General features: G+C 51.6%; 33 protein-coding genes. 13 read left to right on the top strand and 20 right to left on the bottom strand.

Features of this window, described 5'->3' with window-relative positions:
* Positions 1–161: 161 nt before the first annotated feature.
* Positions 162–932 carry an exodeoxyribonuclease III gene (locus J2X05_RS03810; RefSeq protein WP_310068839.1) on the top strand — a complete coding sequence of 257 codons (771 nt, stop codon included), beginning with the start codon at positions 162–164 and terminating at the stop codon, positions 930–932.
* A gap of 73 nt (positions 933–1005) precedes the next feature.
* Here the strand turns inward: J2X05_RS03810 and J2X05_RS03815 are convergent, their stop codons facing one another.
* The 18 genes from J2X05_RS03815 to J2X05_RS03900 form a co-directional block, all read right to left on the bottom strand.
* Positions 1006–1422, bottom strand: a complete 417-nt coding sequence (locus J2X05_RS03815; protein WP_310068842.1) for a Dabb family protein — start codon at positions 1420–1422, stop codon at positions 1006–1008.
* Positions 1423–1500: 78 nt separating this feature from the next.
* Positions 1501–1821 (bottom strand): heavy metal-binding domain-containing protein, encoded by a 321-nt coding sequence (locus tag J2X05_RS03820; protein ID WP_310068845.1) that lies wholly within the window; start codon positions 1819–1821, stop codon positions 1501–1503.
* A 15-nt stretch (positions 1822–1836) separates the two neighbouring features.
* Positions 1837–3030, bottom strand: a complete 1194-nt coding sequence (hemW, locus tag J2X05_RS03825) for a radical SAM family heme chaperone HemW (RefSeq protein WP_310068848.1) — start codon at positions 3028–3030, stop codon at positions 1837–1839.
* Between the two features lies 1 nt (position 3031).
* A complete protein-coding gene (locus J2X05_RS03830) occupies positions 3032–3637 on the bottom strand; it encodes an XTP/dITP diphosphatase (RefSeq protein ID WP_310068851.1) in 606 nt (201 codons plus the stop codon).
* Between the two features lie 85 nt (positions 3638–3722).
* Positions 3723–4181 (bottom strand): DUF4426 domain-containing protein, encoded by a 459-nt coding sequence (locus J2X05_RS03835; RefSeq protein WP_310068853.1) that lies wholly within the window; start codon positions 4179–4181, stop codon positions 3723–3725.
* A gap of 42 nt (positions 4182–4223) precedes the next feature.
* Positions 4224–4811 carry a methionine biosynthesis protein MetW gene (gene metW, locus J2X05_RS03840; RefSeq protein WP_310068857.1) on the bottom strand — a complete coding sequence of 196 codons (588 nt, stop codon included), beginning with the start codon at positions 4809–4811 and terminating at the stop codon, positions 4224–4226.
* Positions 4811–5953, bottom strand: coding sequence for a homoserine O-succinyltransferase MetX (gene metX / locus J2X05_RS03845; RefSeq protein ID WP_310068858.1), 1143 nt, complete (start codon positions 5951–5953; stop codon positions 4811–4813). Before metX ends, metW begins: the two co-directional genes overlap by 1 nt.
* Positions 5954–6127: 174 nt before the next feature.
* Positions 6128–7354, bottom strand: a complete 1227-nt coding sequence (locus J2X05_RS03850; protein WP_310068860.1) for a beta-ketoacyl-ACP synthase — start codon at positions 7352–7354, stop codon at positions 6128–6130.
* On the bottom strand, positions 7354–8085 hold the full coding sequence (locus tag J2X05_RS03855; RefSeq protein WP_310068864.1) for a 3-ketoacyl-ACP reductase FabG2: 732 nt from the start codon (positions 8083–8085) through the stop codon (positions 7354–7356). The genes J2X05_RS03850 and J2X05_RS03855 overlap by 1 nt, the downstream gene beginning before the upstream one ends.
* A gap of 10 nt (positions 8086–8095) precedes the next feature.
* Entirely contained in the window at positions 8096–8587 is a 492-nt protein-coding gene (locus J2X05_RS03860) for a hotdog family protein (protein WP_374725245.1), read from the bottom strand.
* 3 nt (positions 8588–8590) lie between these two features.
* The gene (locus J2X05_RS03865; protein ID WP_310068871.1) at positions 8591–9151 is read right to left on the bottom strand and encodes a DUF3261 domain-containing protein; all 561 of its coding nucleotides are present in this window, start codon (positions 9149–9151) and stop codon (positions 8591–8593) included.
* On the bottom strand, positions 9148–11553 hold the full coding sequence (locus J2X05_RS03870; RefSeq protein WP_310068873.1) for an MMPL family transporter: 2406 nt from the start codon (positions 11551–11553) through the stop codon (positions 9148–9150). The genes J2X05_RS03865 and J2X05_RS03870 overlap by 4 nt, the downstream gene beginning before the upstream one ends.
* 46 nt (positions 11554–11599) lie before the next feature.
* The gene (locus J2X05_RS03875) at positions 11600–12268 is read right to left on the bottom strand and encodes an outer membrane lipoprotein carrier protein LolA (RefSeq protein WP_310068875.1); all 669 of its coding nucleotides are present in this window, start codon (positions 12266–12268) and stop codon (positions 11600–11602) included.
* Between the two features lie 4 nt (positions 12269–12272).
* The gene (locus J2X05_RS03880; protein ID WP_310068879.1) at positions 12273–12695 is read right to left on the bottom strand and encodes an acyl-CoA thioesterase; all 423 of its coding nucleotides are present in this window, start codon (positions 12693–12695) and stop codon (positions 12273–12275) included.
* A 19-nt stretch (positions 12696–12714) separates the two neighbouring features.
* Positions 12715–13485 (bottom strand): glycosyltransferase family 2 protein, encoded by a 771-nt coding sequence (locus tag J2X05_RS03885; protein ID WP_310068882.1) that lies wholly within the window; start codon positions 13483–13485, stop codon positions 12715–12717.
* Positions 13482–13841, bottom strand: coding sequence for an ApeI family dehydratase (locus tag J2X05_RS03890; protein ID WP_310068884.1), 360 nt, complete (start codon positions 13839–13841; stop codon positions 13482–13484). The genes J2X05_RS03885 and J2X05_RS03890 overlap by 4 nt, the downstream gene beginning before the upstream one ends.
* Positions 13842–13882: 41 nt before the next feature.
* Entirely contained in the window at positions 13883–14170 is a 288-nt protein-coding gene (locus J2X05_RS03895) for an acyl carrier protein (protein WP_310068885.1), read from the bottom strand.
* A gap of 156 nt (positions 14171–14326) precedes the next feature.
* Positions 14327–15067 (bottom strand): methyltransferase domain-containing protein, encoded by a 741-nt coding sequence (locus J2X05_RS03900; protein ID WP_310068887.1) that lies wholly within the window; start codon positions 15065–15067, stop codon positions 14327–14329.
* A 142-nt stretch (positions 15068–15209) separates the two neighbouring features.
* Here J2X05_RS03900 and J2X05_RS03905 point away from each other — a divergent pair, with 142 nt between their 5' ends.
* Entirely contained in the window at positions 15210–15770 is a 561-nt protein-coding gene (locus J2X05_RS03905; RefSeq protein WP_310068888.1) for a hypothetical protein, read from the top strand.
* Here the strand turns inward: J2X05_RS03905 and J2X05_RS03910 are convergent.
* Together J2X05_RS03910 and J2X05_RS03915 are read right to left on the bottom strand one after the other, a co-directional pair.
* Positions 15745–16548: a lysophospholipid acyltransferase family protein gene (locus tag J2X05_RS03910; RefSeq protein ID WP_310068892.1), complete on the bottom strand. Its 804-nt coding sequence runs from the start codon at positions 16546–16548 to the stop codon at positions 15745–15747. The genes J2X05_RS03905 and J2X05_RS03910 overlap by 26 nt on opposite strands.
* On the bottom strand, positions 16530–17537 hold the full coding sequence (locus J2X05_RS03915; protein ID WP_310068896.1) for a chorismate transformation FkbO/Hyg5 family protein: 1008 nt from the start codon (positions 17535–17537) through the stop codon (positions 16530–16532). Before J2X05_RS03915 ends, J2X05_RS03910 begins: the two co-directional genes overlap by 19 nt.
* A 216-nt stretch (positions 17538–17753) precedes the next feature.
* Between J2X05_RS03915 and J2X05_RS03920 the strand changes: the two genes are divergently transcribed.
* The 11 genes from J2X05_RS03920 to J2X05_RS03970 all read left to right on the top strand — a co-directional run bounded on the left by J2X05_RS03920 (position 17754) and on the right by J2X05_RS03970 (position 25188).
* The gene (locus tag J2X05_RS03920; protein ID WP_310068898.1) at positions 17754–18515 is read left to right on the top strand and encodes a class I SAM-dependent methyltransferase; all 762 of its coding nucleotides are present in this window, start codon (positions 17754–17756) and stop codon (positions 18513–18515) included.
* A 28-nt stretch (positions 18516–18543) separates the two neighbouring features.
* Positions 18544–18822 carry a phosphopantetheine-binding protein gene (locus J2X05_RS03925; protein ID WP_310068899.1) on the top strand — a complete coding sequence of 93 codons (279 nt, stop codon included), beginning with the start codon at positions 18544–18546 and terminating at the stop codon, positions 18820–18822.
* Positions 18815–19423 (top strand): COG4648 family protein, encoded by a 609-nt coding sequence (locus tag J2X05_RS03930; RefSeq protein WP_310068900.1) that lies wholly within the window; start codon positions 18815–18817, stop codon positions 19421–19423. The genes J2X05_RS03925 and J2X05_RS03930 overlap by 8 nt, the downstream gene beginning before the upstream one ends.
* An 11-nt stretch (positions 19424–19434) precedes the next feature.
* Positions 19435–20838, top strand: coding sequence for an AMP-binding protein (locus tag J2X05_RS03935; protein ID WP_310068903.1), 1404 nt, complete (start codon positions 19435–19437; stop codon positions 20836–20838).
* Positions 20825–21139, top strand: a complete 315-nt coding sequence (locus J2X05_RS03940; protein ID WP_310068906.1) for an ApeI family dehydratase — start codon at positions 20825–20827, stop codon at positions 21137–21139. Before J2X05_RS03935 ends, J2X05_RS03940 begins: the two co-directional genes overlap by 14 nt.
* The gene (locus J2X05_RS03945; protein WP_310068908.1) at positions 21132–22061 is read left to right on the top strand and encodes a lysophospholipid acyltransferase family protein; all 930 of its coding nucleotides are present in this window, start codon (positions 21132–21134) and stop codon (positions 22059–22061) included. Before J2X05_RS03940 ends, J2X05_RS03945 begins: the two co-directional genes overlap by 8 nt.
* On the top strand, positions 22024–23208 hold the full coding sequence (locus tag J2X05_RS03950; RefSeq protein WP_310068911.1) for a beta-ketoacyl-[acyl-carrier-protein] synthase family protein: 1185 nt from the start codon (positions 22024–22026) through the stop codon (positions 23206–23208). Before J2X05_RS03945 ends, J2X05_RS03950 begins: the two co-directional genes overlap by 38 nt.
* Positions 23208–24002: a beta-ketoacyl synthase chain length factor gene (locus tag J2X05_RS03955; RefSeq protein ID WP_310068914.1), complete on the top strand. Its 795-nt coding sequence runs from the start codon at positions 23208–23210 to the stop codon at positions 24000–24002. The genes J2X05_RS03950 and J2X05_RS03955 overlap by 1 nt, the downstream gene beginning before the upstream one ends.
* Positions 24002–24421, top strand: coding sequence for a hotdog family protein (locus J2X05_RS03960; protein ID WP_310068916.1), 420 nt, complete (start codon positions 24002–24004; stop codon positions 24419–24421). The genes J2X05_RS03955 and J2X05_RS03960 overlap by 1 nt, the downstream gene beginning before the upstream one ends.
* A 73-nt stretch (positions 24422–24494) precedes the next feature.
* Positions 24495–24935, top strand: coding sequence for a heavy metal-binding domain-containing protein (locus J2X05_RS03965; protein WP_310068919.1), 441 nt, complete (start codon positions 24495–24497; stop codon positions 24933–24935).
* A 73-nt stretch (positions 24936–25008) separates the two neighbouring features.
* Complete coding sequence (locus J2X05_RS03970; RefSeq protein ID WP_310068921.1) at positions 25009–25188, top strand: Trm112 family protein; 180 nt, start codon at positions 25009–25011, stop codon at positions 25186–25188.
* The last annotated feature ends 11 nt before the right edge of the window (positions 25189–25199 follow it).

Genomic DNA, 25199 nt, shown 5'->3' on the forward strand with positions numbered 1-25199 from the left:
CGAGGTCATGCCCATGAGCAGACCCGCATTTGGGTCACAGCAGCTATCCAAATGTAAGGATGTGAAAATTCGTAACGTCTACCACAAAAAACCCAGCCTTGGCGGTAACACAATCACACAAAGCTCGGGTATGATACACAGTCCGTAATCAAGGGGCTAACATGAGAGTTATCAGTCTTAGCGTCGATGGTATTTTTCAGGCGGCGCAACGCGGCCTATACACTTGGCTCGCGAATCAAGATGCAGATTTTATCTGCTTGCAGGATCTACGTGCACTAGAGCGCGAGCTGGAGAAGCCCGAATTCGAGCTCAAGGGCTATCACGCCTATTTTTTCGATTCCGGTACCAAACACTACAACGGCGTTGCGATTTACACCCGTCTGCAGCCTAAGGCGCTTATTTACGGCTTGGGTTTTGCGTCTGGTGTTGATATGGAGGGTCGCTATCTGCAAGTGGATTTTGAGCAATTGAGTGTTGGCTCACTGCTTGCCCCCAGCGCCAGTTCAGAAATGGAATCGCAAGAAGTCAAAATCAAGTTCTTTGATGACTTTCAGGCGCATCTCGACAAAATTACCCGCAAACGTCGCGAGTATATCTTTTGCGGCAATTGGCAAATGGCGCACACGCCCAAAGATGTGAGCAATAGCGCAGCCAATCAACATAATTCCGGATTTCTACCCCACGAGCGCCAATGGTTGAGCCAATTATTCAATCAAATTGGCTATGTCGATGCGTTCCGCAAGGTCAACAAAGACGGTGATGAATACAGCTGGTGGCCAAAGGGCCTTAAAGACGATGGCGATGGCTGGCGTACAGATTTCCAGGTGGTGTCCAACAGCCTCGGCGCTAAAGTTGAATATGCCGCTATCTACAAGACCCAGCAATTTTCCAGTCACATGCCAGTCATCATTGATTACGATATAGAACTGTAAAATCGCAAACAATAAAAAAGCCCGCTCCGGATTACCGCAGCGGGTTTTTTATTGTCAGTATTTTGCTGAACCATCAATCAGCTGCGAGCGCGTCGTATACCACCACTTTGCTCCACAAATGCTGGTGCTCATCGACAAACTTTTTATGCAATGGATGCACTTGGTAGGCATCCTGCCCTGCCACATCATCAAACCCCAGCAATTCGGAGACGTGATAGGAATTATCCACTACCTCGCGCTTTTCCGTTGATGCCGGGACACCCACATGAATACTGCGTACGGTTTCTATCGCCGCAAGGGATTTAACCCCGGCGATCAGTTTAGCCAAATCTTCTTTCGATTCTGGATTCTTTAACCAGAAAAAAACATGATGCAGTAATTTAGGCATAGAATTGGTCGCTGTAGTAGATTTAGCCAGAACGATGGGTGATGCGAGAGCCGCACCGGCGATAGCACTGGCGGTTAAAAATTCACGGCGTGTAGTAGTCATTGTTGCTCCTTTCTTGTGGCATTGAGGTGATGAAAAATTACGCCAATTTAGAACAAGCACAATAACTTTTACGCAATATTACCCAATTACCACCGCCGTGCCGCTGGCCGATACCATTAACATGCTGCCATTCTGGCCGATGACTTCGTAATCCAAATCTATACCTACTACTGCGTTTGCGCCCATTTCTCGGGCGCGATCTTGTAGTTCTTGTAAAGCAATTTCGCGCGCTTTTTGTAATTCGCGCTCATAGGTCGCAGAGCGGCCACCGACCAGGTCGCGAATGCCTGCAAACAGATCTTTAAATAAATTGGCTCCCAGAATTGCTTCGCCCGCAACAACACCGCAGTAACGGGTAATGTTTTTTCCTTCAACGCTCGGTGTAGTGGTCATTAGCATAATAGGCTCCTTAACTTATTCGGTTTCATTAATAAACGTTTGTAATACACGATTTAAAAAGCGACGGCCCATCACCGTAGGCCGCGCGTAACCCTGTACAATTTCCACCAAACCTTGCTGGGTTAATTTTTGCCAATGCGGCTCAAGTTGCTGCCAATCAACACCGGTTCGCTGAACAAAATAATTCATCGGTACGCCAGAGTGCAAGCGCAACGCATTCATCATAAATTCCAGTGGCAATGCATCGGGCAATAGTAAATCGCTGCCGCCGCCAAATACATTTTGGTGTCCGCCCAGATTGGGGGATATTTTTTGTGAATCGGTTGCATCTAAATAATGTTTAGGTAACCGAGTCTTCCACAGGCGCAAGATTTTATTGTCCGCTGGGAAAGTAATTTTCCCATGAGCCCCGGCACCTATTCCAAGATAATCGCCAAACTCCCAATAATTGAGGTTGTGGCGCGCGCATTTTTTATCGCGCGCATAGGCAGAAATTTCATATTGCGCATAGCCAGCCGCCGCTAACAATTCGACACCTGCATCCTGAATATCGGCGAGAATTTCTTCTTCCGGCAATACCGGTGGTGCAGAATAAAAGGCAGTATTTTGTTCGATGGTTAATTGATACCAGGAAAGATGTTCCGGTGCGAGCTCAATCGCCTGTTGCAAATCGGCTCTGGCTGCATCAACGGATTGCTCGGGCAAGCCGTGCATTAAATCCAGATTGATATTGTCGAAGCCAGCTTTGCGTGCAACACCTACTGCGCGCAGGGCTTCAGCGCGACCATGTACACGCCCGAGCAGTTTTAATTGCTGGTCATTAAAACTTTGAATCCCAATGGATAGACGATTAACTCCTGCCGCACGAAAGCCGGAAAATCTTTCCTGCTCGAAGGTACCGGGGTTTGCTTCGAGTGTGATTTCAATACCGGGTTCAAAACCGATAATTTTTTCCGCGTCAGTCAATATCTGCCCAATCGCTTGCGCCGATAACATACTCGGCGTACCACCGCCAAAAAAAATGCTGGTGAGTTTACGCCCCTGCGCGAGTGTTTGATCCTGCTGTAAATCAAAACGCAGTGCCGCGACATAATCTGCTTCCGGAATATCATTATTCGCTTGATGGGAATTAAAATCGCAGTAGGGACATTTGCGGATGCACCAAGGTACATGAATGTAGAGTGATAGCGGCGGCAATTGCAGGGACATGTTATTCACTGCCAGCCAAGGTAGATAATTTTTGCAGCAATTCCTGCATCGCCTTTCCGCGATGGCTGATGCGATTTTTTTCTGCTTTATCCAATTCCGCTGATGCACAATTATGGCTGGGTACAAAAAATAAAGGATCATAACCAAAACCACCTTCGCCACGCGGCTCGGTGAGAATCACACCCTCCCAAACACCGTGACATAAAATCGGTGTCGGATCTTCTGCATGCTGCATAAACGCAAGGACGGCATGATAACGGGCGGTACGTTTTTCAGTGGGTATACCACTTAATTCTTGCAATAATTTTGCATTGTTATCCGCATCTTTTGCGCCTTCACCGGCATAGCGCGCGGAATAAATTCCGGGGCGACCATTAAGTGCATCGACTTCAATACCAGAATCATCGGCAATTGCGGGCAAGCCGGTTTTGGCGCAAGCATAGCGCGCCTTGATGATGGCATTTTCAACAAAAGTCAAACCAGTCTCTTCGGCGTTTTCGCTAAAAAAATCCGATTGTGGTACTACCTCAAAACCGCAGCCAGTTAATAGCTGCTGAAATTCGCGCAACTTACCAACGTTGCCACTGGCCAATACTATTTTTTTCATAATTAAGCCCTTGTGTCTCTATTAATAATCCGCTGAAAGAAAAGGCGCCCTTTCGGCGCCTTTGTCGCAGAATATTTGTACAAGATTATTCGGTATAAAGGGTACGGTTAAAGATAAAGTTTATCGGCTTGCTGCTGACATCGGTGTTGACCTGAATATCAAAATGCAGCACTTCTTCATTATTGAACACAAAAGGAGCGAGATAGTAAGTTGCATCGCCTTCTTTGATTTCAATAAATGTCAGTGTTTGTTTCTGTTGCATCAGGTTTTTGCTGCTGCCAGTTACGACTGCGGGCAACCCCAAACTGGTGCTGCCATTTTCGGTTTTGGTCAGGCTGATATTCACCAGCGCGCGATCTTTGCCGCGCACTAACTTATAAGCTTCTGCCACTTTTGCCGGAATATCGGTACTGTTAAATACATTGTAATGCACTGTGTAGGCGCCGAACTTTTCGGTGGTGCGGATTTCTTTGGGTTGATCAACTTGTGCCTGAACAGTCGCAGCGAAAAAAACCAAAAATACACTTTGCAGTAACTTTTTCATAACAACACTCCAGTGGTTGATACATTTTTAGTCAATCACGAGCTATCTACTTAAATGATAAATCGCCGTTTCACCAAACAGGTTTGGCATAAAATCTTTTAACGTCTGACCGGATTGTTCATTCACTACCTGACGATGGATTACCTTGATATTGCGCTCGCGGCAGAGAACTTCAAAATCATCAAATGTACAAAAGTGAATGTTGGGTGTGTCGTACCACTCGTAAGGCAATAAATCTGATACCGGCATACGGCCGCGCGTGGCTAGATAAAAACGCGCCTTCCAATGTCCGAAGTTCGGAAAGGTCACTATACACTCTTTACCCACACGCAACATTTCATCCAATACCAAATGGGGGAAATGCAATGTTTGTAGCGCTTGCGTCATTAATACGGTATCAAAACTTTTATCGGCGAAGTTGCCGAGGCCGCGATCGAGGTTTTGCTCGATCACATTCAAGCCTTTGTCGATGCAGGTATTGATTTGCGCCGCATCGATTTCCAAGCCGTAACCTTGTACTTGTTTGGTATCGATCAAAAATTTTAATAGCGTGCCATCGCCACAACCCAGGTCGAGAATGCGGCTGCCCTGTTGGATCCAGTGCTGGATTTCGTTGAGATCTATACGCATCAGATTTTCACTCCGGCAAGGTAGCGACCGAAAACTTGCTCGTAGCGTTCATCGGGTAATAGGAAGGCGTCGTGGCCGTGTTTGGATTCTATTTCCGCGTAGGTCACCGGGCGATTGGCACCAACTAATGCGTTCACAATTTCGTGCGAGCGCTCGGGCGCAAACCGCCAGTCGGTGCTAAATGAAATCACCAAAAATTTTGCATTGGTCTTTTTAAACGCGCTGACTGGGTCGTCATTAAATTCGCGCGCGAGATCAAAATAATCCAGTGCTTTGGTGATGCGGATGTAGGAGTTCGCATCGAAGCTATTGGCAAAACTGTCACCCTGGTAGCGCAGATAACTTTCGATCTGGAATTCCACCGGTTCATCATTGCCGAGTTCAAAACTGCCGCTGCGCAGATCGCGGCCAAATTTTTCACCCATCGCGTAATCGGAAAGATAAGTGATATGGCCGATCATGCGCGCCACTGCCAAACCATTTTTTGGCAAGGTGTTATGCTCGATGTAATCGCCATCAAAAAAATTCGGGTCGCTGATAATCGCTTTGCGTGCGGCCTCATTAAACGCAATATTTTGCGCGGAGAGTTTTAACGCAGAGGCGATGACTACGGCATGACGAACGCGCTCTGGGAAATCCAGTGCCCAGCGCATGACCTGCATACCGCCGAGGCTGCCGCCGATGATCGCTGCCCAGACATCAATGCCGAGTACATCGGCCAAGCGCGCCTGACTGGCGACCCAATCGCGCACGCGCACCATCGGAAAATCCGCACCCCAGGCTTTGCCCGTTGCGGGGTTGATCGAACGCGGCCCCGTCGAACCATGGCAACCACCGAGGTTATTGAGCGCGACGACAAAAAATTTGTTGGTATCAATGGGTTTGCCCGGACCGATATAGGCATCCCACCAGCCGGGGCGTTTGTCGTCCATGCTGTGGTAACCGGCAGCGTGATGATGGCCGGAGAGCGCATGGCAGATGAGCACCGCATTAGACTTGGCAGCATTCAATTGGCCGTAGGTTTCATAGACCAATTCATACTCATCGAGCGTCCTGCCGCAGGCCAGCAGCAGCGGCGCGGTAAAGCGATGGATTTGGGGAGTGACAAGACCCACCGAAGCAGCGGGTATTTGGTTTGGCATGGCTATCTCTTGAATTTTGTGGCATTGCAGCCGGCGTAATCTGAAATGGCGCAAGTCTAAAGAGACGCGCTGGTAGCTGCAAGGCTAGCGTGGTATTTACGCCTGCGCTGAAAAATTGCGTGGGATGGGGCTAAACAAGCCAGACATTGCTGTCTGGCCACCAGTTTTAACTGCCTACCAGCGTTTGAAAATGAGCGAGGTATTAATTCCGCCAAACGCGAAATTGTTGCTCATGATGTAGTTGCACTCCAGCTCGCGCCCTTCGCCCATGATGTAGTCAAGGTCGCCGCACTGCGGGTCGGGCGTATGCAAGTTCAGGGTCGGTGCAAACCAGCCTTCGTTCATCATCTGGATACTCGCCCAGGCCTCAATCGCACCGCAAGCACCGAGTGTGTGGCCTATATTCCCTTTGAGTGTACTAATGGGCACTGTCTGTTTGCCAAAAAGTTTTTCAGTGGCGGTGGATTCGGCGATATCACCGCGATCGGTCGCGGTGCCGTGTGCATTGATGTAGCCAATATCGGTGGGCTGCAATCCGGCATCGTCCAGCGCCATTTGCATGGCGATATTCATAGTTGCCGGATCTGGTTGGGTGACATGGCCACCATCGGAGTTGGTACCAAAACCGATCAGCTCGGCATAGATTTTTGCCCCGCGCGCCTGCGCGTGCCCCAGCTCTTCGAGGATCAAGGTACCAGCGCCTTCGCCGATCACCAAGCCATCGCGACCGCCATCAAAAGGGCTTGGGGTCAGGCTGGGTGTGTCATTTTTGGTACTGGTGGCATAGAGAGTATCGAATACTGCTGCTTCGGAAGGGCATAACTCTTCCGCACCACCGGCGACCATCAGCATCTGCTTGCCGTATTTGATCGCCTCGTAGGCGTAGCCTATCCCCTGGCTGCCAGACGTACAGGCTGAGGACGTGGTAATGATGCGCCCCTTCAAACCAAAAAATACGCCCACATTGACCGGTGCGGTATGGCCCATCATGCGGATGTAGGTGGTGGCGGTGGCGCCGCCGATATCGCGTTTATCGAGCATCACCGCAAAATCGCGTGTAGCATCGGTACTGCCGGTTGATGAACCGTAGGCAATACCCATGGCGCCGCTCTGTAAAATGGGATCATCGAGGAGACCGGCATCAATCAGCGCTAATTCAGTTGCGCGGGTCGAGAGCAGTGCGACACGGCCCATTGAGCGGATCTTCTTACGTGGGTAATGAGCGGGCACGACAAAATCTTCAATAGGGCCAGCGAGATTGGTATTTAAATCCTTGTAGGTCGCCCAGTCTTCCAGGCGGCGGATAGCGCTGATGCCGGCTTTGAGTTTGGCTGCGAATTCCGGCCAGTTATCGCCCAAAGAGGTAACTACCCCCATTCCTGTTACCACTACGCGCTTCATTAAAACATTCCACCATTAACTGAAATAACCTGGCGCGTAATGTAACCCGCCGGGGCTGAAAATAGATAACTCACCAGTGAAGCAACCTCTTCCGGTTCACCGGCGCGGCGCATCGGAATGAGTTTTAATGCCTCTTCGACCGGCGCTTCATTGAGCATTTCGGTATTGATTAGCCCCGGGGCAACGCAGTTGACGGTGATGTCGCGCTTGGCCAGTTCAATCGCCAACGCTTTGGTGGCACCGATAATACCGGCTTTGGCTGCACTGTAATTGACTTGCCCGCGGTTGCCCATAATCCCCGATACCGAGGCGAGAGTGACAATACGGCCGGGCGCACGGCGACGCACCATAGGCATAATCACCGGGTTAAGCACGTTATAAAAGGCATCGAGATTGGTGTGGATAACTGCGTCCCAATCTTCTCCACTCATGGCGGGAAAGGCGTTATCGCGCGCAATCCCAGCATTGCAGACAACACCATAATAGGCGCCGTTGGTTTCCATATCCGCTTCCAGCAATTGTTTAGCCTGCTCGCGCTCGGCAACATCAAACTGCAGGATACTAGCCTTGCCACCGGCAGCTTCTATCAACTGCTGCACTGCTTCAGCCTGATCACGCTGGCTGCGGCAGTGAATCACCAGCTCGTAACCATCGCGCGCCAATTGCAAGGCGATGGCGCGGCCAATCCCCCGGCTGGAGCCCGTCACTAAAACCCGTTTATTGTTATTCACTGTTTAACTCCTACACCGCATTCATTTGCGTAAATTGCGCCATGACCGCCTCGACATCCCTGGGTTGGATTGCTTTTATTTCGGCATGGGCGAGCAGTTGCTCCCCGCCGTATAACTCACATTTGAACAGTACCAGATTGGTTTCATCGCGCAGCAATTCGCGCACTTTTACCCGCAGCTCCTGCGCCGGATCGAAATGGCTAAGCTCAGCGTGGTAGCGACGGGTGCCGAGCAAAAACCCCAAACACACTGGATTACCTGCGCGCCGCGATTCAATACCCGCCAGTGCACCTATAGCCTGCGCCATATATTCAATACCTACCCAAGAGGGGATCTTGCCGTCGGCATCCATAAACAGATGGGAATCGCGCAGATCGACTAATGCCTCCAACTCGCCCTCGCTCCAGTCCACCACCGATTTCAGCAGTAACATGGGCGGCCGGTGAAGGAGTAGATCCTGTACCGATTCAAACAGCGGTGCTTTGCTCATAGGTGTAGGCATGTATCAATTCAACGGCTGGCTATGGATGAGCAAGCTGAACTCAGGCGTGTTATAGCTCAGGCTGCCCTGCCAGGGACTAACCCGATCAGTTATCTGGTGGTACTCAATGGAGGCGCGCAATATACCAGAAAAGCTTGCCTCACGACGTCCATCGCGCTCGGCAAACAACCAACGCGGATCGGCAGTTTGCAAATCCGCCAGCGGCCAATAACTGAATTGCCACGCCTGTAATAACGCTGGTAGCAATTGATTTGCCGAATGGGATTGAAGCAGCTCGATCTGTATTTGCCCAGCAAGGGATTCCGCTGTCACAACTCGCTGCCCGAGTTGATTCAACATGATCCAGCGCCAGTGATTTGCACTGCGCTCGACAATCACCTCCAGTGAATATTTTTTTTCACCCTGTTGTATTTGCCACTGCTGTTGCGCTACGTGAACTTGCTGGTCACTGCTAGCGTTTAATAAAGTGAAATCGCTGCGTTTTAATGTACTGCATGCACCCAACGCTAACAGTAAAACTAACAACAAATACTTAACGATAAATAGCTTATTGTTACCACTCATTGCGCAGCCCCCGCCAATGCACTGGAATTATTCAACTGCCCTGCCAGAGGTGCATACAATAAATTGAAGCAGCAGCCCAGAAATAAAGTGATTCCAAAAGCACTGACCATAGGAGTCGAGCTGAGCGCGAGCAAACCGAAAGATAAACTACTCGATACGGCCGATAACCAAATCGCGCGCTGGGTCACCCGGTCTTTGGTGCCTTGGGTGTAGGAAAAAATACCGTAGTCCATTCCCAGACCGAGAATTAAATAGCATCCAAACAAATGAAATAAATTAATCTCCACACCACTGACGGACAATAAACTCAAGGTGGTAATGGTTGCCATCAGCGGCACAAAAATTAAAAGCAGCGCCTGCCTGCGGCGAAAATAAATCCACAATAAGGGCAATATCGCCAGATAGGCCAGCAGCAATAATACGGCCGCTGAATGCATTAATGTGCGCAACAGTTGCGACATACTTGCAACCCGATCAATCCACATCACCGAGCTATCATTCGCTGCGGCCGATAATGCCTTCACATCGGCCACACCGCGCAACCCAATAATACTCACATAGTCGCCATGCGACTCCCCCATCCACAATAAGCCTTGATCGGGACGCGCTATTTTTAACCAATCATCAACGTGCAAATACTGTTGCGCAGCCGCAGCAAATTCATGTTCCGCCTGCGCGATTGCCTGTGCATCAAAACCAGCCGACTGCATAAACTGGCTGACCAAACCATTGGCACGGTAGACCTGTTGGTGTAGCAATTCATAGTTGGCATTTTGCTGCTGCATCGAAGGCACTATTGCACTGGTGGCGATATAACCGTTTAGCGCACCCTCCGCAACTAGCGCTTCGAGATGCTCACTACGAAAGCGCTCTTCCGTCTGCAAAAGTTCTTCAGCGCTTTTAGCGCGCAGTAAAAAATATTGGTTCGGTGCAACACCCTGTAAGGCGTTATGCAATTGCTGCTCGGATGCCATTAATTGTGCCGAAGGTTTATAGAGTGTGCGCACATCGCTACTCAGGCTGGCCGTGGCAGCACCAATAATAATTAGTAGCGCCACGCCAGCAAAGATAACGCGCTGTGGCAAGCCACGCATCGCTTCCCAAAATATCCAACCCGCTGTCGCACAGCGGTCAATAATTGCTGCAGGTTCAGGTAGTGGCTGGCGCACCAGACGCGGATAAGTCACCACTAAAAATAACCAGGAGCCGCACAAGCCCATTACCGAAAACAGCGCAATTTGTTGCAGGCCAGGCAAGGGGGTGGGCAACAAGCTGCTGTAACCAAGTGCCGAGGCAATTAAACTTAAACTCAAGGCCGGTAATAATTTTTCTAACACGCGGTCACCGCGATTTTGCGCATCGGGAATCGTGCGCGATAGATCCTGATATTTACATAAATAATGCAACGAGTAATCGACCGCCACACCAATCAGGCTCGCACCGAATACCAGCGTCATTAAATGGATTTTGCCAAATAAAAAATGATTGACGACCAACGCTACCAAGCAGCCATAGCCCACCGAAATCAAACTCAACAACAAGGGTTTGATGCGACGGAACGCAAGCATAAATAACAGGAGCACCCCAAGGCTTGAACCACCGCCAATCATGGTCATTTCACGCTGCGCATTCGCCGAGGCTTCTGCGGCATGAAATACGGCGCCGGAAACCAGCACACGAGTTGCGGGTGTTTTGGGATTGGCAGCCAACTGGTCGCGTAGGTTTTGCAGCCAGGTATTCATCTGCGCCTGCAGCTGCAAATTAAACGATTCACCCTGCAAATTGAGCGCAAATAAAATTAAATGCCCGTCGCTATTGGACACAACCAAACGATCATTAATTAATTCGCCCTTTATCGCTGGTTGTAATTGCTGGATGTAAGCGGGAGAAAGGCTAAGTGGATCTTGCAACGGCGACAAAGCACTGCCGCCAGCACTAAAACCAAAGAGCGCGGCCTGTGCCTGCCCCAATACGTCCTGTTGCTGGCTGCTTATCATGCGCTGTTGCGCAGGCGTTAGTAAATGGTAGCGATGCTGTTGCAATAATTCATTCTGCTGTGCTGCAAGCTTGAGCTGCTCACTGGCCTCACTCACTTGTAGCAGCGGGTTAGCGGTGATAGCAGCAGCCACCAATTCAGCTGCCAAATTGACTTGCTCTATTTCAGTTGACTGTACTGCAACCAAAATTTTATTACCGAATTCGCGATACAAACGGTCATTGACGTTATTGACCAGTTGGTTGTGGTCGTCTTGCGGAAACAGGTTTTGTAAATCAGTTTCCAATACAAAACCATTTTTAAGCAAAGGATAAGACAGCAGCAGCGTCACCATGGACACCAACATAAATGTCCATTTGAATAATTGCTGCCAGCGTGCCAGTGAAATTTTTATTGTTGTTATCATGAATTACCGCGCACGCCGGTTAGAAAAAATGAGTGTGGTATGGAAATTAAGGAGCTGCAGAAATAGTTGTACAAGCTTCTTGTGCTTGCACATAAAACCAGCGACATTGGGCTGATGTCGGTAGCGCGCCTTCAACTTGCGCATTAAATTCAATTGTTGTCTCGTCGCCGTTGGCTGCTATCACTACCAACTTTTGCAAAAACTGGTCGCCATTCATCACCGCAGTGCGCATATTTTTTTTTATCAATTCGAGTCGTGGTGTCAGGGTAAGTTGCCACTTGTCCTGTTCAAAAACCCAATCGGCAATAAAACGCTGTTGGATTAATGCGATATCAGCACTAAAAAATGCCAATAACGTCTTATTAATTTCCCGCTGGATTAGCCCGGACTGCTCCGCGGCAACACTGCCAATGCCATTTTGCTGCCAGGTAATGATATCGCTGCCGGTAATTGTCATCGCGTTGAAAAATGGTTTTTCAGTGGCAATGTACAACCCGTGGGCGCGCCAGAAAATAAACGTGCCTTGGGCGTTGAGCGAATAAGCCAATCCCTGCAATTTTTTTTGCTGGTTAAAAACACCTTGCACCACTGCAATTTCACTCAGGCGCTCTACTACTTGATCAATTTGAGCTTGCGTATCGGCGCGCGCAATACTGCACAACAACAGGCTGCAGAGCAACAGCATTAAGCGAATTAGCACAACCGATTTTTTCATAACATTAACCTGGCAGGGGGCCACATTTTTTTGTTAGTAGTTGCAGCAAAATAGCTGGCGATTCAAAACACATTTCGTTCTTGGCCATATCGATCGCCGCCTGGATGGTATAGCCCTTGGTCAAACGTTCACCGGTTGCCAGATCGCTAATTAGATAATCGATCTTTAAACGATATTCCCATTCGCGCAACGTGCATTGCACACGCACGCGCTGACCAAAATGCAGTGGTTTAATGTATTTAATGCGCATATCAATAATCGGCCAGGAATAACCGGATGCTTGCATCGCTTGGTAACCATAACTAAATGATTCCAGAAATTCACAGCGCGCCACTTCCAAATATTTCACATAGTGGCCATGCCAGGCGACATGCATGGAGTCCACATCGTGAAACGGCACCAGAATATCGGTAGTGGTTGTGTGCATAACAGGAAGATCCAATTGATTAGGAGGGGCGGCGCTTTAAAAAATTACGCTGCACTAATGCAGGAATGCGCGGCAACATACCGAAAAACAAGCGTGTGTGCATCCAGCTGATACGGACGTTGTCTTTTATGATATCGAAATGCGAGGGCATATCGTCCTGGTATAAAATTTTTGTGGGAATATTTTCCACTGCTAGTCCCTGCCAATACAAACGCACCAGAATATCGGTATCAAAATCCATACGCGCGCCAATTTTTTTGCGCGCTAGCAAACGCATGGTAGGTGCAAGCGGATAAAAGCGATAGCCACACATGGAATCTTTAATGCTGCGCGAACAGGTATTTACACAGACCCAGAAATCGGTGAGCTTGCGCCCGCTGCGACGCGATGGAGGCATAGCCTCGTAACTGCGCCATCCGCTAATGACGGCGCCGGGATTTTGTTGTGCGCGCGCAAGAAATTGAGGTACATCATCCAAGTCGTGCTGGCCATCGGCATCAACTTGCAGCGCATGGGTAAAGCCCTCGCGGCTGGCCAACTCCAGCCCTTGGCACACAGCGGTGCCTTTGCCCGCATTTTGTGCAAGGCGCAGCAAGGTCACCTGCGTTTGTTCTGTCGCTATCTTGTCCAATAACTGCGCGCAACTCGCCTCACTGCCATCATCAACCAGAATAACGGGCAAGCTATAGTCGCGCAGACGCTTAACCAGACCGGTAATTTTGTGAGGATGATTAAAGACCGGGATTATCACGCAAGGTTTGAAATCGAATTCGCCGGGGATAGGGTTCATTCGCGCGCAGGCTCCATGGAATAAATAAGCCGCCCCTGGGAGAAAAGTAGTTCGCGTGCGCCATCCAATTGCCGGTAAAAGCGAAAATCGACCGAGTCTCTACCTGCATCATAGATGAGGCTCAACTGGAGCGACGTATTTGGGCTGATAGGGCAGGTAAACTTTAACCGCTCAACGCGCACTACCGGTTCGTCGAGCAGCAAAAATTCTTGCGCATAGTGCACCGCCCAGTCGAGCTGGACAACACCGGGCAGTATGGGGAAGTGGGGGAAGTGACCGGCAAAACCTGCCAGGTCGGGGGCCACCAGAAGCTGTGCATCGACATGCCCCTGGGCCACTTTGACATCGATCAACACCGGCCGCCGCGCCACCTCCGCAGGTGTATTGGCGACCACGGTTAGCTCTGGCTCGCTTCGGCGAGGACTTCAGTTTCTTCGGGACGATTGAGCAAGTCGTAAACAGCATCAACTACATCCTGCACAGTGCGAACTTGTTTAAAATCGCTTGGCTGGATTCGACGACCAGTGAATTCTTTCAGTTTTACGGTGAGGTCTACTGCATCAATGCTATCGATATCCAGATCTTCATAGAGATTGGCATCGGGGGTAATAGCATCGGGCGCTATCTCAAATAATGAAACCAGGGTCTCCTGCAGGAAACCGTATATTTTTTCTTTGGTGTACATAGCTACTTCCATCGGTGTTTATTCTGCTGAACCCTGACCAGACGAGTACTCTGCTGGACAAAGCGTTTGTTTTGTTCCCCTCCAAAACAAGGCCAGCAGTCTACCAGAAGCCTTTCGAATGCCCAACCATCCCACAGAATATCGCGCGCGAAAATGCTAGTGGGGTTTGGTTGCCACTATCAGGATTTCGGTGGGTTCGGTGTTATTCAGGCCGATACCCAGTTTTTGCGCCATCCCCAAACAGCGTCGCGACCACCAAGGGCGCGAGGTTTGAATATCGGTCTCGCTAAAGACAAACCCGTTAGTGCGCACCAGATCGATATAGCCCCGGGCATCCTTTTGGGCCATTTCCGGATGGCGGAACAACAAGCGCACCGGTGCAGAATTGATAAACGAGCGGCAGGATTCCCCCACCAGCAAAATACCGCCCGGCCGCAGCAGGCGATAAAACTCTTGCAAGGTTTCCTGCTGTTGGCTGGTGTGGTGCAGCAGTTGGTGGCATAGGATCAGATCAAATGATCCGGCGGTCAGGTTGGATGCGCTGGCATTGGTGTGCACTGCTAAAGCGGGGGTCGTCAACTGGCTCGCCGCACTGACCGCTTTTTTCACCTGCTCTGCATCTATATCGATACCGGTAATTGTCGCCGGTTGAAAATGCTGTTCCAGCAACCCGAATGCCAGCCCTTGGCCACACCCTGCATCGAGGATGTGCCCTTGCGTTGGCACTCGTTCGCCCAACAGGGTTTTAAAGTCGATAACTGCCTGCGACAACACATAGCGATACCAGGTTTGGGTGCTCAAAAACCAGCGACCGAAACGTGTTTCGCGCACCCAGATAGCATTATTTTTGGTTGTTGATGTAGCCGGTAAACCTGAGGCGGGATTAGTGGAGGACATAAATGCAGGCGCAGCTCGAATAAACAATCGGTGTGAGATGAGGGGCTAGGCTCCGGAAGGCGGCATGATAATCTATAAGCGATTATTCTGACTACCGATGCACATCCACTGCTTTCAACCAGACAATATCCATAAACTCGCTATGAAAAACGTTATAAAAAGCATTCTCGATCACAGCATAGAGTCTTTGTCACTAACGATATTTTTGCTCTATATCCATCTTGCCGATCTGGATGCGCGCGCGGATTGGATACTGCCCTACCTACTTGCCAGCACTGCCGGTGTGGGAGCAATGGTATATGTATATCGGCGCGGGCTAATCCTCAACCGTTTGTTTGTCGGTATCACCCTGTATTTTTGCAGTGGCTTAGTGGGCTTGATAACTGGCTGGGACTGGCTCAACCAAACCTATGGCGATCTGGGTGCTGTGGCGATGCTGGGCTGGATTTTACTAGCGGGACTCATCGCCAGTTTAATAAGCCCCTACGGTTTTTTAGGTGTTAAAACGCCGGGTTACTTTTCTGTTATTGGCGGGTCACTCCTGCTGCTGGTCGCTGGTTTGCTGGCAACTGCGGCGGCAGCCAACTTTATGGATAACAAATTGTTGGGTGAGTGGCTGCCGTTTATTTTTTTCTTTTCAATCCGCAGCTTACTGCTGCAGCTAGACAAAAAAATGCTCAGCGCTGCTGCAACTGCTGCGTAAAAAGCTCGACCAAATCGCGCGTTAACTGGCGTGCGGCCATGCTCTGCATTTGCCCATCTGCCATATAGGCTGCAGTGGCCACATCAGGCAACACACGGATAGTGTAATGCGGTGGCTGGGCGCTGATTTCATACCACTGCTGGTTTTTCAACAGGGTCGCCGGTTCGCAGCGGATCATCACCGGCGTAATCGCCATACCTGCGCTGAGCGCCAAATTCGATGGGCCTCGATGGAATACCATGGGTTGGCCGGGTTTGGTGCGCGTCCCTTCCGGAAATATTATCAATGAATGACCAGCTTTAAAGGTATCAACACAGCGGTTGAGCAGATCAGGGTCACTATTGCTTACATAGTTGGCTGCGCGCACCGCCATGGCGGTAAAGGGGTTGCGCCATAGGCTGGCTTTTACCACGCAGCTGGCATGGGTGAGCCCCATCAAAAACACCACATCCAGCAGCGAGGGGTGATTGGCAATAATTAATTGCCCCGGTCGATGCAATTGCTCAATCCGATGAAACTCATAGCTGAGCAGGCCCAGCCAGCGCAGCACCCGTACATAATTGCGGAACACCGTCGCTATCACGCGACGGGTATAGACAGCCCGCTGTGCCTGTTTGACTGGAAGAAAATACAAAATAGGGAAAACGCTGAGCGATAAGACCGCACCACCCAGTCCAAAAAGCGCGAAACCTATTCCAGTGGCAGGTACCCGCCACGCGCGCGATAAGCGCAGCTTGCGCCACCAGCCGATAGGTGCGCTCACACTGAGAGATTCCATATCCCGTCTATCTCCAACAATAAATCAGCGCGGCAAATATCTGCTGCCACATAGACCACCGGTACCTTGGGATAAGCTTGCTCGACCCGCGCTTTGATTTCGCCCAGGTCGGTTGCGTTGCGCACATAGACCTTCAGCACTTCGGCCTGTAATGAGGGTAATTCGCGGGCATCACTTGCGTACTGCCGGGCAACATGCGCCAACAACAAGTCGAGGTTCTGCAGGGTAACGGTAATCTGTTCACTTAATTGATAGGGATGCATAGTCACGTACCCAACTACGCTAGCCGTACCGGAGACGAACAGTTTAGGCGCTTGCCCGGGTAAGGACAGCAGACTGGCGCGCGCAAACGAGGGACTGCGCGGGCCGTATTCGGCAGGGTAATGATAGGCGCTGGCCTGGCGAGGATTCTCAAAATGGTGCGGCGGGGTTTTACTGGCGAGGGCATAGATGAGTAAATCGCCACCTCGATGGCCTAGCGCACAGGCTGAGGGAAATTGGTTTTCAGCAATGTCAGCGGCACTAAAGGCATCAAAGCGTCCCAGACAAAATTGGCGGTACCGCTCCAAGCCCTGCTCTTCCCCGTTGATATCGGCAAAATAATTCCACACGCGCACCAGATGGGGATAGCCGCGCGCGCGCGTCTGCCCGAGTAATTCGCGGTAGAGGCGCTCGGTTGCAGCCGCAAGGCCTGCTTCATTGGACTCATCAGCCCAGAGTGCTAACAATAGATATTGATCGGTTTCGGCCCAGTAACTGTGCGCGCCATAACCACGGGCAACGCAGGTCTCATCGGAGCCGGCGAATATTTCGCCCACGATATTGCCTTCCAGCGGCAAAAGTCCGGTACTCAAGCTATCGCGATCCACATTATTGTCACAGCGGGGATCCAGCTTGAAACGCGCCAAGGGCGTGCCGGAATCGGCTAGCTGATCAAGGGCGTCGTAGTACCGACAATTCAATCCCACCGGAGTTACCACCATGTCCATTTACTCGTTGCTCTCATTCCAACAGCGCCGCTCATCGGCCATGCGCCCAACCCATTTCAACAGGCGCGGATTATAGGAGGAAAACTTCGCTTCAATCCACGTGCTTTCCATATTGTCTGGCGCAAATTTCCACCGGTTTACCAAAAGTAACGCCGCCTTGCACCACTGCCAAGGCTCCCGTAAAGTACGCGCTTATTTTTTAGGGACTCCATAATCATGACCAAAGATGAACAGACTCGTTTAGCTCCACACCCGGTATTGCCGGATTATTATGGCAAAGCCGAAGACCGGCGCACGCGCGTTGATGAGATGTTTGACTCATCGGCGGAGCATTACGACTGGATCACTGACGTTATGAGCTTTGGCTCGGGCCGTATGTATCGCCGCCAGGCACTGTTGCGCGCCGGTATTAAAGCGGGCGACAAAGTGTTGGATGTAGGCGCAGGTACCGGTGTAGTTTCCTGGCTTGCGCAGCAAATCGTGGGCGAAGAGGGTTTGGTAGTCGCACTTGATCCAAGCAAAGGTATGCTGAGCCAGGCGGTAAAACTGGGGGTTGAACACACTTCAATGGGGCTGGGGGAGGCACTGCCGTTCCCCGATGATACCTTTGACTATCTCACCATGGGTTTCGCCCTGCGCCATGTGGCCGATCTGGGCGCTGCATTCGCCGAGTACCAACGTGTACTCAAACCGGGCGGCAAAATTTTGCTGCTGGAAATTACCCGCCCTGAAGGCAAAATTGCCACTGCCTTTTTGAAGTTCTATCTCAAAATTATTATTCCCAACCTGGCCAAAATTTTCCGTCGCAGTGCCGACAGCAAAGTGCTGATGCGCTATTACTGGGACACAATTGAGCAGTGTGTGCCGCCTGCCACCATTGTAGAGGCCTTAAAAGCAACAGGTCTGGAGCAGAGCAAGCGCGCCGTGGTATTAAGCATTTTCAGCGAGTACACCGGCATCAAACCCGCCCGCGTTTAATCGGCAGCATGGATAAGGTAATACGGTAATGAGTTTACAAACCCTGGAAGAACAAGAATTGGCTGCCCTGCTGATTGAGGCATTGGATCTGGAAGATCTGGAGCCAGCGGATATCAACCCCGAAGCACCACTGTTTGATGCCAGCCACAGCGAGAGCTTGGGGCTGGACTCAATTGATGCACTGGAAATTTCGCTGGCGATTGCCAAGCACTACAAAGTGCAACTTAAAGCCGATGATGAAAACAACAAAGCGATTTTTCATAGCCTGCGTTCACTGAGCAGCTATATAAACGTGCAACGTGCTTAACCGCGTTATCGCAATCGCCCTGATTGCGGCCTACCCCTTGTTGGTGCATGTCGCACTGGTGTTTACAGTGCCGCAATTATTGTTTATTGCCCCTATGTTATTTTTAGCCGGAGTCTGCTGGCAGGGGTTGGTTAACCGCAACAAGCGGGTTTGGCTGGTTTTTAGTATGCTGTGCACCGGTATTGCGCTGCTCGAATATCTGGATCTCACCCTCTACTTATTGTTTCTGCCTCCGGTAGTTATCCCGTTACTGCTGCTGTTTATTTTTGGTCGTACCCTGATCAGCGGACGCGAGCCACTGATCACCGCGATTGGCGAAGCGGCGCGCGGGCCATTATCGAATGCAATGCGAAGCTATACCCGCGGACTCACCCAACTCTGGTGTGTTGTGTTTGTGGCGATGATTGTCTGGTCGGCAATTTTACCTTGGTTAGAGCAACCCGAATTATGGTCCTGGTTTACCAATATTATTAACTATGGGGTGGTCGGAGTGCTTTTTGTGGGTGAATTTATGCTGCGCAAAAAACTATTCCCCAGCCACAATCACCCGGGGTTTTTTGAATACTTGCGCATTATTGCCCACGCCAATATCCGCTCTTAAGGTGCTGTGTCATGTTAGTTTCCGGCTCCGCTTTTCCCGATTATCCTGATCTTCCCGCGCTGGCGCTCAATGCGCAAGTCGCCCTGATTTCACCCTATGTACCGCAACAGACGCTGGTGATCCACCAAGGGCGGGCGATTAGCCAGGCGGAATTTCTGCGCGATTTGCAAATAGTCTCTGCGCACTTGCCCGACTCATTGTCGAACAGGGGTTTTGCCCTCAATCTCTGCGAGGATCGCTACTACTTTTTATTGGGCTTTTGTGCACTCTTGGTGAAGGGGGCGATCAACTTGCTGCCGCCCAATCGCCAACCGCTCACACTGACCGAATTGGCGCAGGATTATCCTGGCTGCTATTGCCTGTTCGACAACGACCAGGCCTGCGATTTACCTAGTATCAATCTCGCTAGGCTGCTTATTGTCCCCACGCCAGTTGCAGACAATCCAGTTCTGCCAATGATCCCAGCGCAACAAATCGCTGCCATTGCCTTTACCTCCGGCAGCACGGGCAAACCTCAAGCCAATACCAAATGCTGGGGAACATTTGCGGCCACAGCGCGTATGTTGGGGCGGAGGCTTGGTGTTGGTTTGACTGCGCCAACTATTGTCGGCACTGTGCCTCCGCAACACATGTACGGTTTGGAAACCACCTTGCTGATGGTACTGCAGGCGGGCATGGTGATGCACAGCGACAAACCCTTTTACCCCGCCGATGTGCAGGTCCTGTTACAACAACTGCGTGCCCCGGTGATACTGGTGACTACTCCAATCCATTTGCGCGCATTGGTTAACTCCGATCTACCCATGCCCCCCTTGGCGGGCATCATTTCAGCGACTGCCCCCCTTGATCCAGCGCTCGCCTTGGCAGCAGAACAGTGCTTTCATACATCGCTCTGGGAAATCTATGGCTGCACCGAAGCCGGTAGCATGGCGACGCGCCGCTCGACCCAAACTATCGAGTGGCAATTACTGGATGGTTTCCAACTGTCCCAGACCGACACCGGTGCCTGTGCAACGGCACCGCACCTGCATGTTGATGCACCCATTCAAGACCATCTGGAGTTACACGCCGATGGACGCTTCCTGCTGTGCGGGCGCAACGCCGATATGATCAATGTAGCGGGCAAGCGCGCCTCGCTCGCTAATCTAACCTTGCAGTTATTGCGTATAGAAGGGGTGCGAGATGGGGTGATTTTTCTGCCGCCGCAATCATCCCAAGCTGAAGCTCGCCCGGTCGCGTTGGTTGTCAGCGATCTGCCGGAAAAAACTATCCTAGCGGCACTGGCGCTGCGTGTAGACGCGACTTTTTTGCCGCGCCCGCTGCGTAAAGTCGCCACCCTGCCGCGTAATGAAACCGGCAAGCTCACCGTCGCAGCGCTCCACCAACTGTGGAATCAACTATATGACCGGCGCTAACACCGCACGCGAGTTGCATTTACCCATACCCCATGAGCACCGCTGTTTTGCCGATCATTTTCCCGGCGCACCGCTGGTGCCTGGTGCGCTGTTGCTTAAGTGGATTATGGCGCTGCTGGCCGAAGCGGGGTACAAGCGCGTCAACTATCTGAAGCAGGTAAAGTTTCTCGCGCCAGTACAGCCGGGTGATGATTTGCGCATTTGTATCACTCCTGGCCCGGGCACGCAGACCATTGGCGCGATTGCTTATAAAGGGGAGACGCTGGTGCTTAAAGGCCAATTTGGGTGTGTGTATGACTGAGTCATCCGCCGCAAAAAACTGGCAAAAACAGCAGGAGCGCGGCAGCCCGTTCTTGCTCAACCTGCTTACCTGGGTAGCGCTGCATTTGGGACGGCGGATGATTTTTGTCTGGCTGTGTGTGATCGTGTTTTACTATTTTTTAGTTGCGCGTGGCCCCCGCCGTGCAGCGCGCCATTTTTTGCAGCGCGTCCGTCAACGTCGGCCAAAATGGTGGGAAATTTATCGCCATCTGCTGACTTTTGCACAAGTCGCTATGGATCGTATTTATTTTCTTGCCGGGCGCGAGACGGAATTTGATGTCCGCATCCATGGCAACGAATTATTCGATCGATACAAGAATCGCGGCTGCTTTTTGCTCACCGCCCACCTCGGTAGTTTTGATGCCTTGCGCGTGATGGGTATGGGGCGTCGCAGCGATGCTTTGCCAATTCGTATTTTGTTGGACATCCAGCACAATGCCAATGTGATGCGCCTGCTGGAAAAACTCGACCCACAGCTTGCCGCAGGAGTGATTGACGCGCGAACCCCGGCCCCAGCGTTGGCGCTGATCCTCAGTGAAGCTATCGAGCAGGGGCATTTGATCGGTATCATGGCCGACCGTTGCGCCCAGGGTGAGCGCAGTACAACTCTGGATTTCCTTGGTACACCGGCCGTATTTCCTGCGGGAGTATGGCAGCTTGCTGCGCTACTCAAAGCACCGGTGATCAGTTGTTTTGGAGTGTATTCCGGAGCGAACCGTTACGATCTCCATTTTGAATTGATCAGTGAACAACTGGGCGCTAACCGCCAGGATCGAGCGGAAGCCATTAGTGCCGGCATGGCACGCTACGTCGCGCGACTCGAGGATCTGGTGCGCAAGCACCCCTACAATTGGTTCAATTTTTATGATTTTTGGCAAGATGAATCCACTGCGCATCACTAATTACACCTACACCAGCTGTCTGGGTGCAGGCCGCAGCGCCAACTGGGATGCACTTCAGGCTGGCCGCTCCGGCCTAAAACCCTGCGACTTTTTCCAGATCAGCGATTTGGATACCTGGATCGGGGAAGTGGCCAATCTGGATAGCGTTCTGCCTGCCCGCTTGGTGGATTTCGACTGCCGCAACAATCGCCTCGCCTGGCTTGCGTTACAGCAGGATGATTTTTTCAGCACTGCAGAAGCTGCCATCGCCCGTTACGGCGCCGCCCGCGTCGGGGTCTTTATGGGCACCAGCACGTCGGGCATCCACCAAACCGAACTGGCGTATTTTGAAAATCAGGATCCGCTGCCCGATTGGTATAAGTACGGCGCAACCCACAATGTCTCTTCAGTCGCGACTTTCATCCAGCAGGCGCTCGGTACCCAAGGGCCGATGATGGCGATTTCTACCGCTTGTTCATCCAGTGCCAAAGTATTTGCCTCAGCCCAGCGCGCTATCACTGCCGGGTTGTGTGACGCCGCGATAGTCGGTGGTGTCGATAGCTTGTGCCTGACGACTCTTTACGGCTTCCACGCGCTGCAACTGGTTTCGCCGAAAAAATGCCAACCCTTTGATCGCCAGCGCAGTGGAATTTCGATCGGGGAAGCCGGTGGTTTTGCACTGCTGGAAAAAAACGGCGACAGCGGTTTGTGCCTTCTCGGCTATGGCGAAAGTGGCGATGCCTACCATATGTCATCGCCCCATCCTGACGGTGCCGGTGCCCAATTAGCGATGGGTGCAGCGCTGCGCAAAGCCGGGTTGGATACCAGCGAGATAGACTACATCAACCTGCACGGGACCGGCACACAGGCTAATGACAGCGCTGAAGCCAAAGCTGTGCAGCAGCTATTTGGCAACTACACGCCTGCCAGTTCCACTAAAGGCTGGACCGGCCATACACTCGGGGCGGCTGGAATCGTTGAGGCCTGTATCGGGCTGGAGGCTATAGTCCACGCGCATTTGCCCCAAAACCTGCATTTGCAAGAAGTGGACGAAGGCATGAATATCGCCCTGTTGAAAGACCCGATCACACGACCGGTTACGCGGGTGCTGAGCAATTCATTTGGTTTTGGCGGCAGTAACTGCAGCCTGATTTTAGGGAGCCTGTAATGCTGGACTGCTATCTCAATGCCATTGGTCTGGCTGCCCCCGGTCTCCCCGGCTGGCCAGCCAGCGCCGCTGTGCTGCAAGGGCAAGCGGCTTATGAGCCCACGCCACTGGAAAAATACAAACCTGAATTGCTACCTGCCAATGAACGCCGCCGGGCGACCGAGTTGGTGCGCATGGCATTTCGTGTCAGTGAAGAGTTAATGTCGGCGACCTCAGTTCCTATGGCCGACTGTGCCAGTGTGTTTGCCTCCTCCGGTGGCGACTACCCGATCATCGACCAGATTTGCCGCTCATTGTGTGAAGGCGAACGGCTGGTATCGCCTACCCAATTCCACAATTCGGTACACAATTCTGCCGCCGGTTACTGGAGTATCGCCACTGGCAGCCGCCAGCCATCGACCAGCCTCTCCGCCTATGACGACAGCTTCGCAGTGGGTTTACTTGAGGCTATGTGCCTGTGCCAGCAGGAGCAATTGCCAACCCTGCTGGTGGTTTACGATATACAACCGCCTTATCCGCTCGGTGGCAAGCGGCTGATCCCCGCTGAGTTTGGCGTGGCGCTGCTGCTTACCCCCAGCGCCAGTGAACACAGCCTTGCACATCTGCAGCTCAGCGCCATCAACACATTGGCAAGCAGCACACAGGCGCAACCAGCGCTGGAAGCCCTGCGCCTCGCCAACCCCGCAGCGCGCAGCCTGCCATTACTGGAACTGGTCGCCCAGGGTAGAGCCGGATCACTGGTATTTGCCTGCGCCAACCAGCAGTCGCTGCAATTGCAGGTGCAGCCGTGTTGATGGATCGCTCCCAAATCGCCGCGCTTATACCCCATGGCGACTCTATGTGCCTGCTCGATGAGGTAGTCGATTGGGATGAGAGCCAGATCCACTGCCGCAGCCACCACTTTGCCAGCGCCGCCAATCCGCTTTTTGAAGATAAGCAATTGGATACTGTGTTACTGCTCGAATACGGTGCGCAAGCGGCTGCAGTGCACGCCGGACTTTTGCAGTCACGTTTGGGCGAAGCTCGCCCAGCCTATATAGGTGCAGTCAAGGATGTTGAGTTATTGGCTGCCATCGCCGACAATTCCGGCGCGCTGGATTTGCATGCGCAGTGTTTGCTCAGCAGCAGCCAGGGCGCCATCTATGAATTGGTGGCACAGCAAGCCGGCAGCACGCTGTTGCGCGGGCGCCTGATCCTGAGCCAACCCGAATAAACACACCCACTGGTCCAAACGCCCCGCGCGTAAACCAACCTGTTCTGCATACTTACTAATCAAGGAGCCAAGTATGAATTTCATTACCCGCTGCATCACTATTATCGCTATCAGCAGCTGCGCCGCCGGTGCTCTGGCACGCGACGACGTCAAAGAGTTTTCAATCGCCGATGCACTTGCTACTGAACAGGCCAAGAATATTCTCGGCAGCGACATCAAGTTTTATTTTGGCGAGCAAAGTCACGGCGCTGTGGTGAAAAAATTTGGTGAGTTTGGCACTAACAAAAAAACCAATGGGGTGGGTAAATCTGACCGCGAGGCATGCGAATGGGCATTTTTGTCGGCGATGAAATCCCTGCGTGATCGCGCGCAACGCGAAGGTGCCAATGCGGTAGTGAATATCCGCTCCAACTATCGCAATGTTACCAACAGCAGCACCGAAACTTTCCGCTGCGGTGCAGGAAATATCATGGTCGGCGTAGCCTTATTGGGTGATGCGGTACAACTTAAATAATTGACGACTAACGCTTACAGGGAAGTAAGCGCGATAAAAACCAGGTAGATTTTCTTTTGTTAGAGGTAAAAACATGCTCAGCCAAAAACTACTCGCGATTTTAGTTTGCCCGGTCAGCAAAGCCGCGCTGGATTATCGCCCTGAACAACAAGAATTAGTGTGTAAAACCAGTGGCCTCGCTTACCCGATCCGCGATGGTATCCCCGTAATGCTGGAATACGAAGCGCGCCGTTTGGCTCCGGAAGAGCGTTAATTAGCACACTC

Source organism: Cellvibrio fibrivorans, assembly GCF_031457055.1.
Taxonomy (GTDB): Bacteria; Pseudomonadota; Gammaproteobacteria; order Pseudomonadales; family Cellvibrionaceae; genus Cellvibrio; species Cellvibrio fibrivorans.

Bases quoted from the DNA above. Each gene is read 5' to 3' on its own strand.
- J2X05_RS03915 (WP_310068896.1), bottom strand. From the start codon at position 17,537: ATGGACATGGTGGTAACTCCGGTGGGATTGAATTGTCGGTACTACGAC.
- J2X05_RS03885 (WP_310068882.1), bottom strand. From the start codon at position 13,485: ATGAACCCTATCCCCGGCGAATTCGATTTCAAACCTTGCGTGATAATC.
- J2X05_RS03955 (WP_310068914.1), top strand. From the start codon at position 23,208: ATGCTGGACTGCTATCTCAATGCCATTGGTCTGGCTGCCCCCGGTCTC.
- J2X05_RS03830 (WP_310068851.1), bottom strand. From the start codon at position 3,637: ATGAAAAAAATAGTATTGGCCAGTGGCAACGTTGGTAAGTTGCGCGAA.
- J2X05_RS03875 (WP_310068875.1), bottom strand. From the start codon at position 12,268: ATGAAAAAATCGGTTGTGCTAATTCGCTTAATGCTGTTGCTCTGCAGC.
- J2X05_RS03945 (WP_310068908.1), top strand. From the start codon at position 21,132: ATGACTGAGTCATCCGCCGCAAAAAACTGGCAAAAACAGCAGGAGCGC.
- J2X05_RS03810 (WP_310068839.1), top strand. From the start codon at position 162: ATGAGAGTTATCAGTCTTAGCGTCGATGGTATTTTTCAGGCGGCGCAA.
- J2X05_RS03905 (WP_310068888.1), top strand. From the start codon at position 15,210: ATGAAAAACGTTATAAAAAGCATTCTCGATCACAGCATAGAGTCTTTG.
- hemW (WP_310068848.1), bottom strand. From the start codon at position 3,030: ATGTCCCTGCAATTGCCGCCGCTATCACTCTACATTCATGTACCTTGG.
- metW (WP_310068857.1), bottom strand. From the start codon at position 4,811: ATGCGTATAGATCTCAACGAAATCCAGCACTGGATCCAACAGGGCAGC.
- J2X05_RS03870 (WP_310068873.1), bottom strand. From the start codon at position 11,553: ATGATAACAACAATAAAAATTTCACTGGCACGCTGGCAGCAATTATTC.
- J2X05_RS03815 (WP_310068842.1), bottom strand. From the start codon at position 1,422: ATGACTACTACACGCCGTGAATTTTTAACCGCCAGTGCTATCGCCGGT.
- J2X05_RS03900 (WP_310068887.1), bottom strand. From the start codon at position 15,067: ATGTCCTCCACTAATCCCGCCTCAGGTTTACCGGCTACATCAACAACC.
- J2X05_RS03925 (WP_310068899.1), top strand. From the start codon at position 18,544: ATGAGTTTACAAACCCTGGAAGAACAAGAATTGGCTGCCCTGCTGATT.
- J2X05_RS03935 (WP_310068903.1), top strand. From the start codon at position 19,435: ATGTTAGTTTCCGGCTCCGCTTTTCCCGATTATCCTGATCTTCCCGCG.
- J2X05_RS03880 (WP_310068879.1), bottom strand. From the start codon at position 12,695: ATGCACACAACCACTACCGATATTCTGGTGCCGTTTCACGATGTGGAC.
- J2X05_RS03820 (WP_310068845.1), bottom strand. From the start codon at position 1,821: ATGCTAATGACCACTACACCGAGCGTTGAAGGAAAAAACATTACCCGT.
- J2X05_RS03970 (WP_310068921.1), top strand. From the start codon at position 25,009: ATGCTCAGCCAAAAACTACTCGCGATTTTAGTTTGCCCGGTCAGCAAA.
- J2X05_RS03940 (WP_310068906.1), top strand. From the start codon at position 20,825: ATGACCGGCGCTAACACCGCACGCGAGTTGCATTTACCCATACCCCAT.
- J2X05_RS03835 (WP_310068853.1), bottom strand. From the start codon at position 4,181: ATGAAAAAGTTACTGCAAAGTGTATTTTTGGTTTTTTTCGCTGCGACT.
- J2X05_RS03865 (WP_310068871.1), bottom strand. From the start codon at position 9,151: ATGAGTGGTAACAATAAGCTATTTATCGTTAAGTATTTGTTGTTAGTT.
- J2X05_RS03860 (WP_374725245.1), bottom strand. From the start codon at position 8,587: ATGCCTACACCTATGAGCAAAGCACCGCTGTTTGAATCGGTACAGGAT.
- J2X05_RS03920 (WP_310068898.1), top strand. From the start codon at position 17,754: ATGACCAAAGATGAACAGACTCGTTTAGCTCCACACCCGGTATTGCCG.
- J2X05_RS03895 (WP_310068885.1), bottom strand. From the start codon at position 14,170: ATGTACACCAAAGAAAAAATATACGGTTTCCTGCAGGAGACCCTGGTT.
- J2X05_RS03850 (WP_310068860.1), bottom strand. From the start codon at position 7,354: ATGAAGCGCGTAGTGGTAACAGGAATGGGGGTAGTTACCTCTTTGGGC.
- J2X05_RS03960 (WP_310068916.1), top strand. From the start codon at position 24,002: ATGGATCGCTCCCAAATCGCCGCGCTTATACCCCATGGCGACTCTATG.
- J2X05_RS03950 (WP_310068911.1), top strand. From the start codon at position 22,024: ATGATTTTTGGCAAGATGAATCCACTGCGCATCACTAATTACACCTAC.
- J2X05_RS03965 (WP_310068919.1), top strand. From the start codon at position 24,495: ATGAATTTCATTACCCGCTGCATCACTATTATCGCTATCAGCAGCTGC.
- metX (WP_310068858.1), bottom strand. From the start codon at position 5,953: ATGCCAAACCAAATACCCGCTGCTTCGGTGGGTCTTGTCACTCCCCAA.
- J2X05_RS03910 (WP_310068892.1), bottom strand. From the start codon at position 16,548: ATGGAATCTCTCAGTGTGAGCGCACCTATCGGCTGGTGGCGCAAGCTG.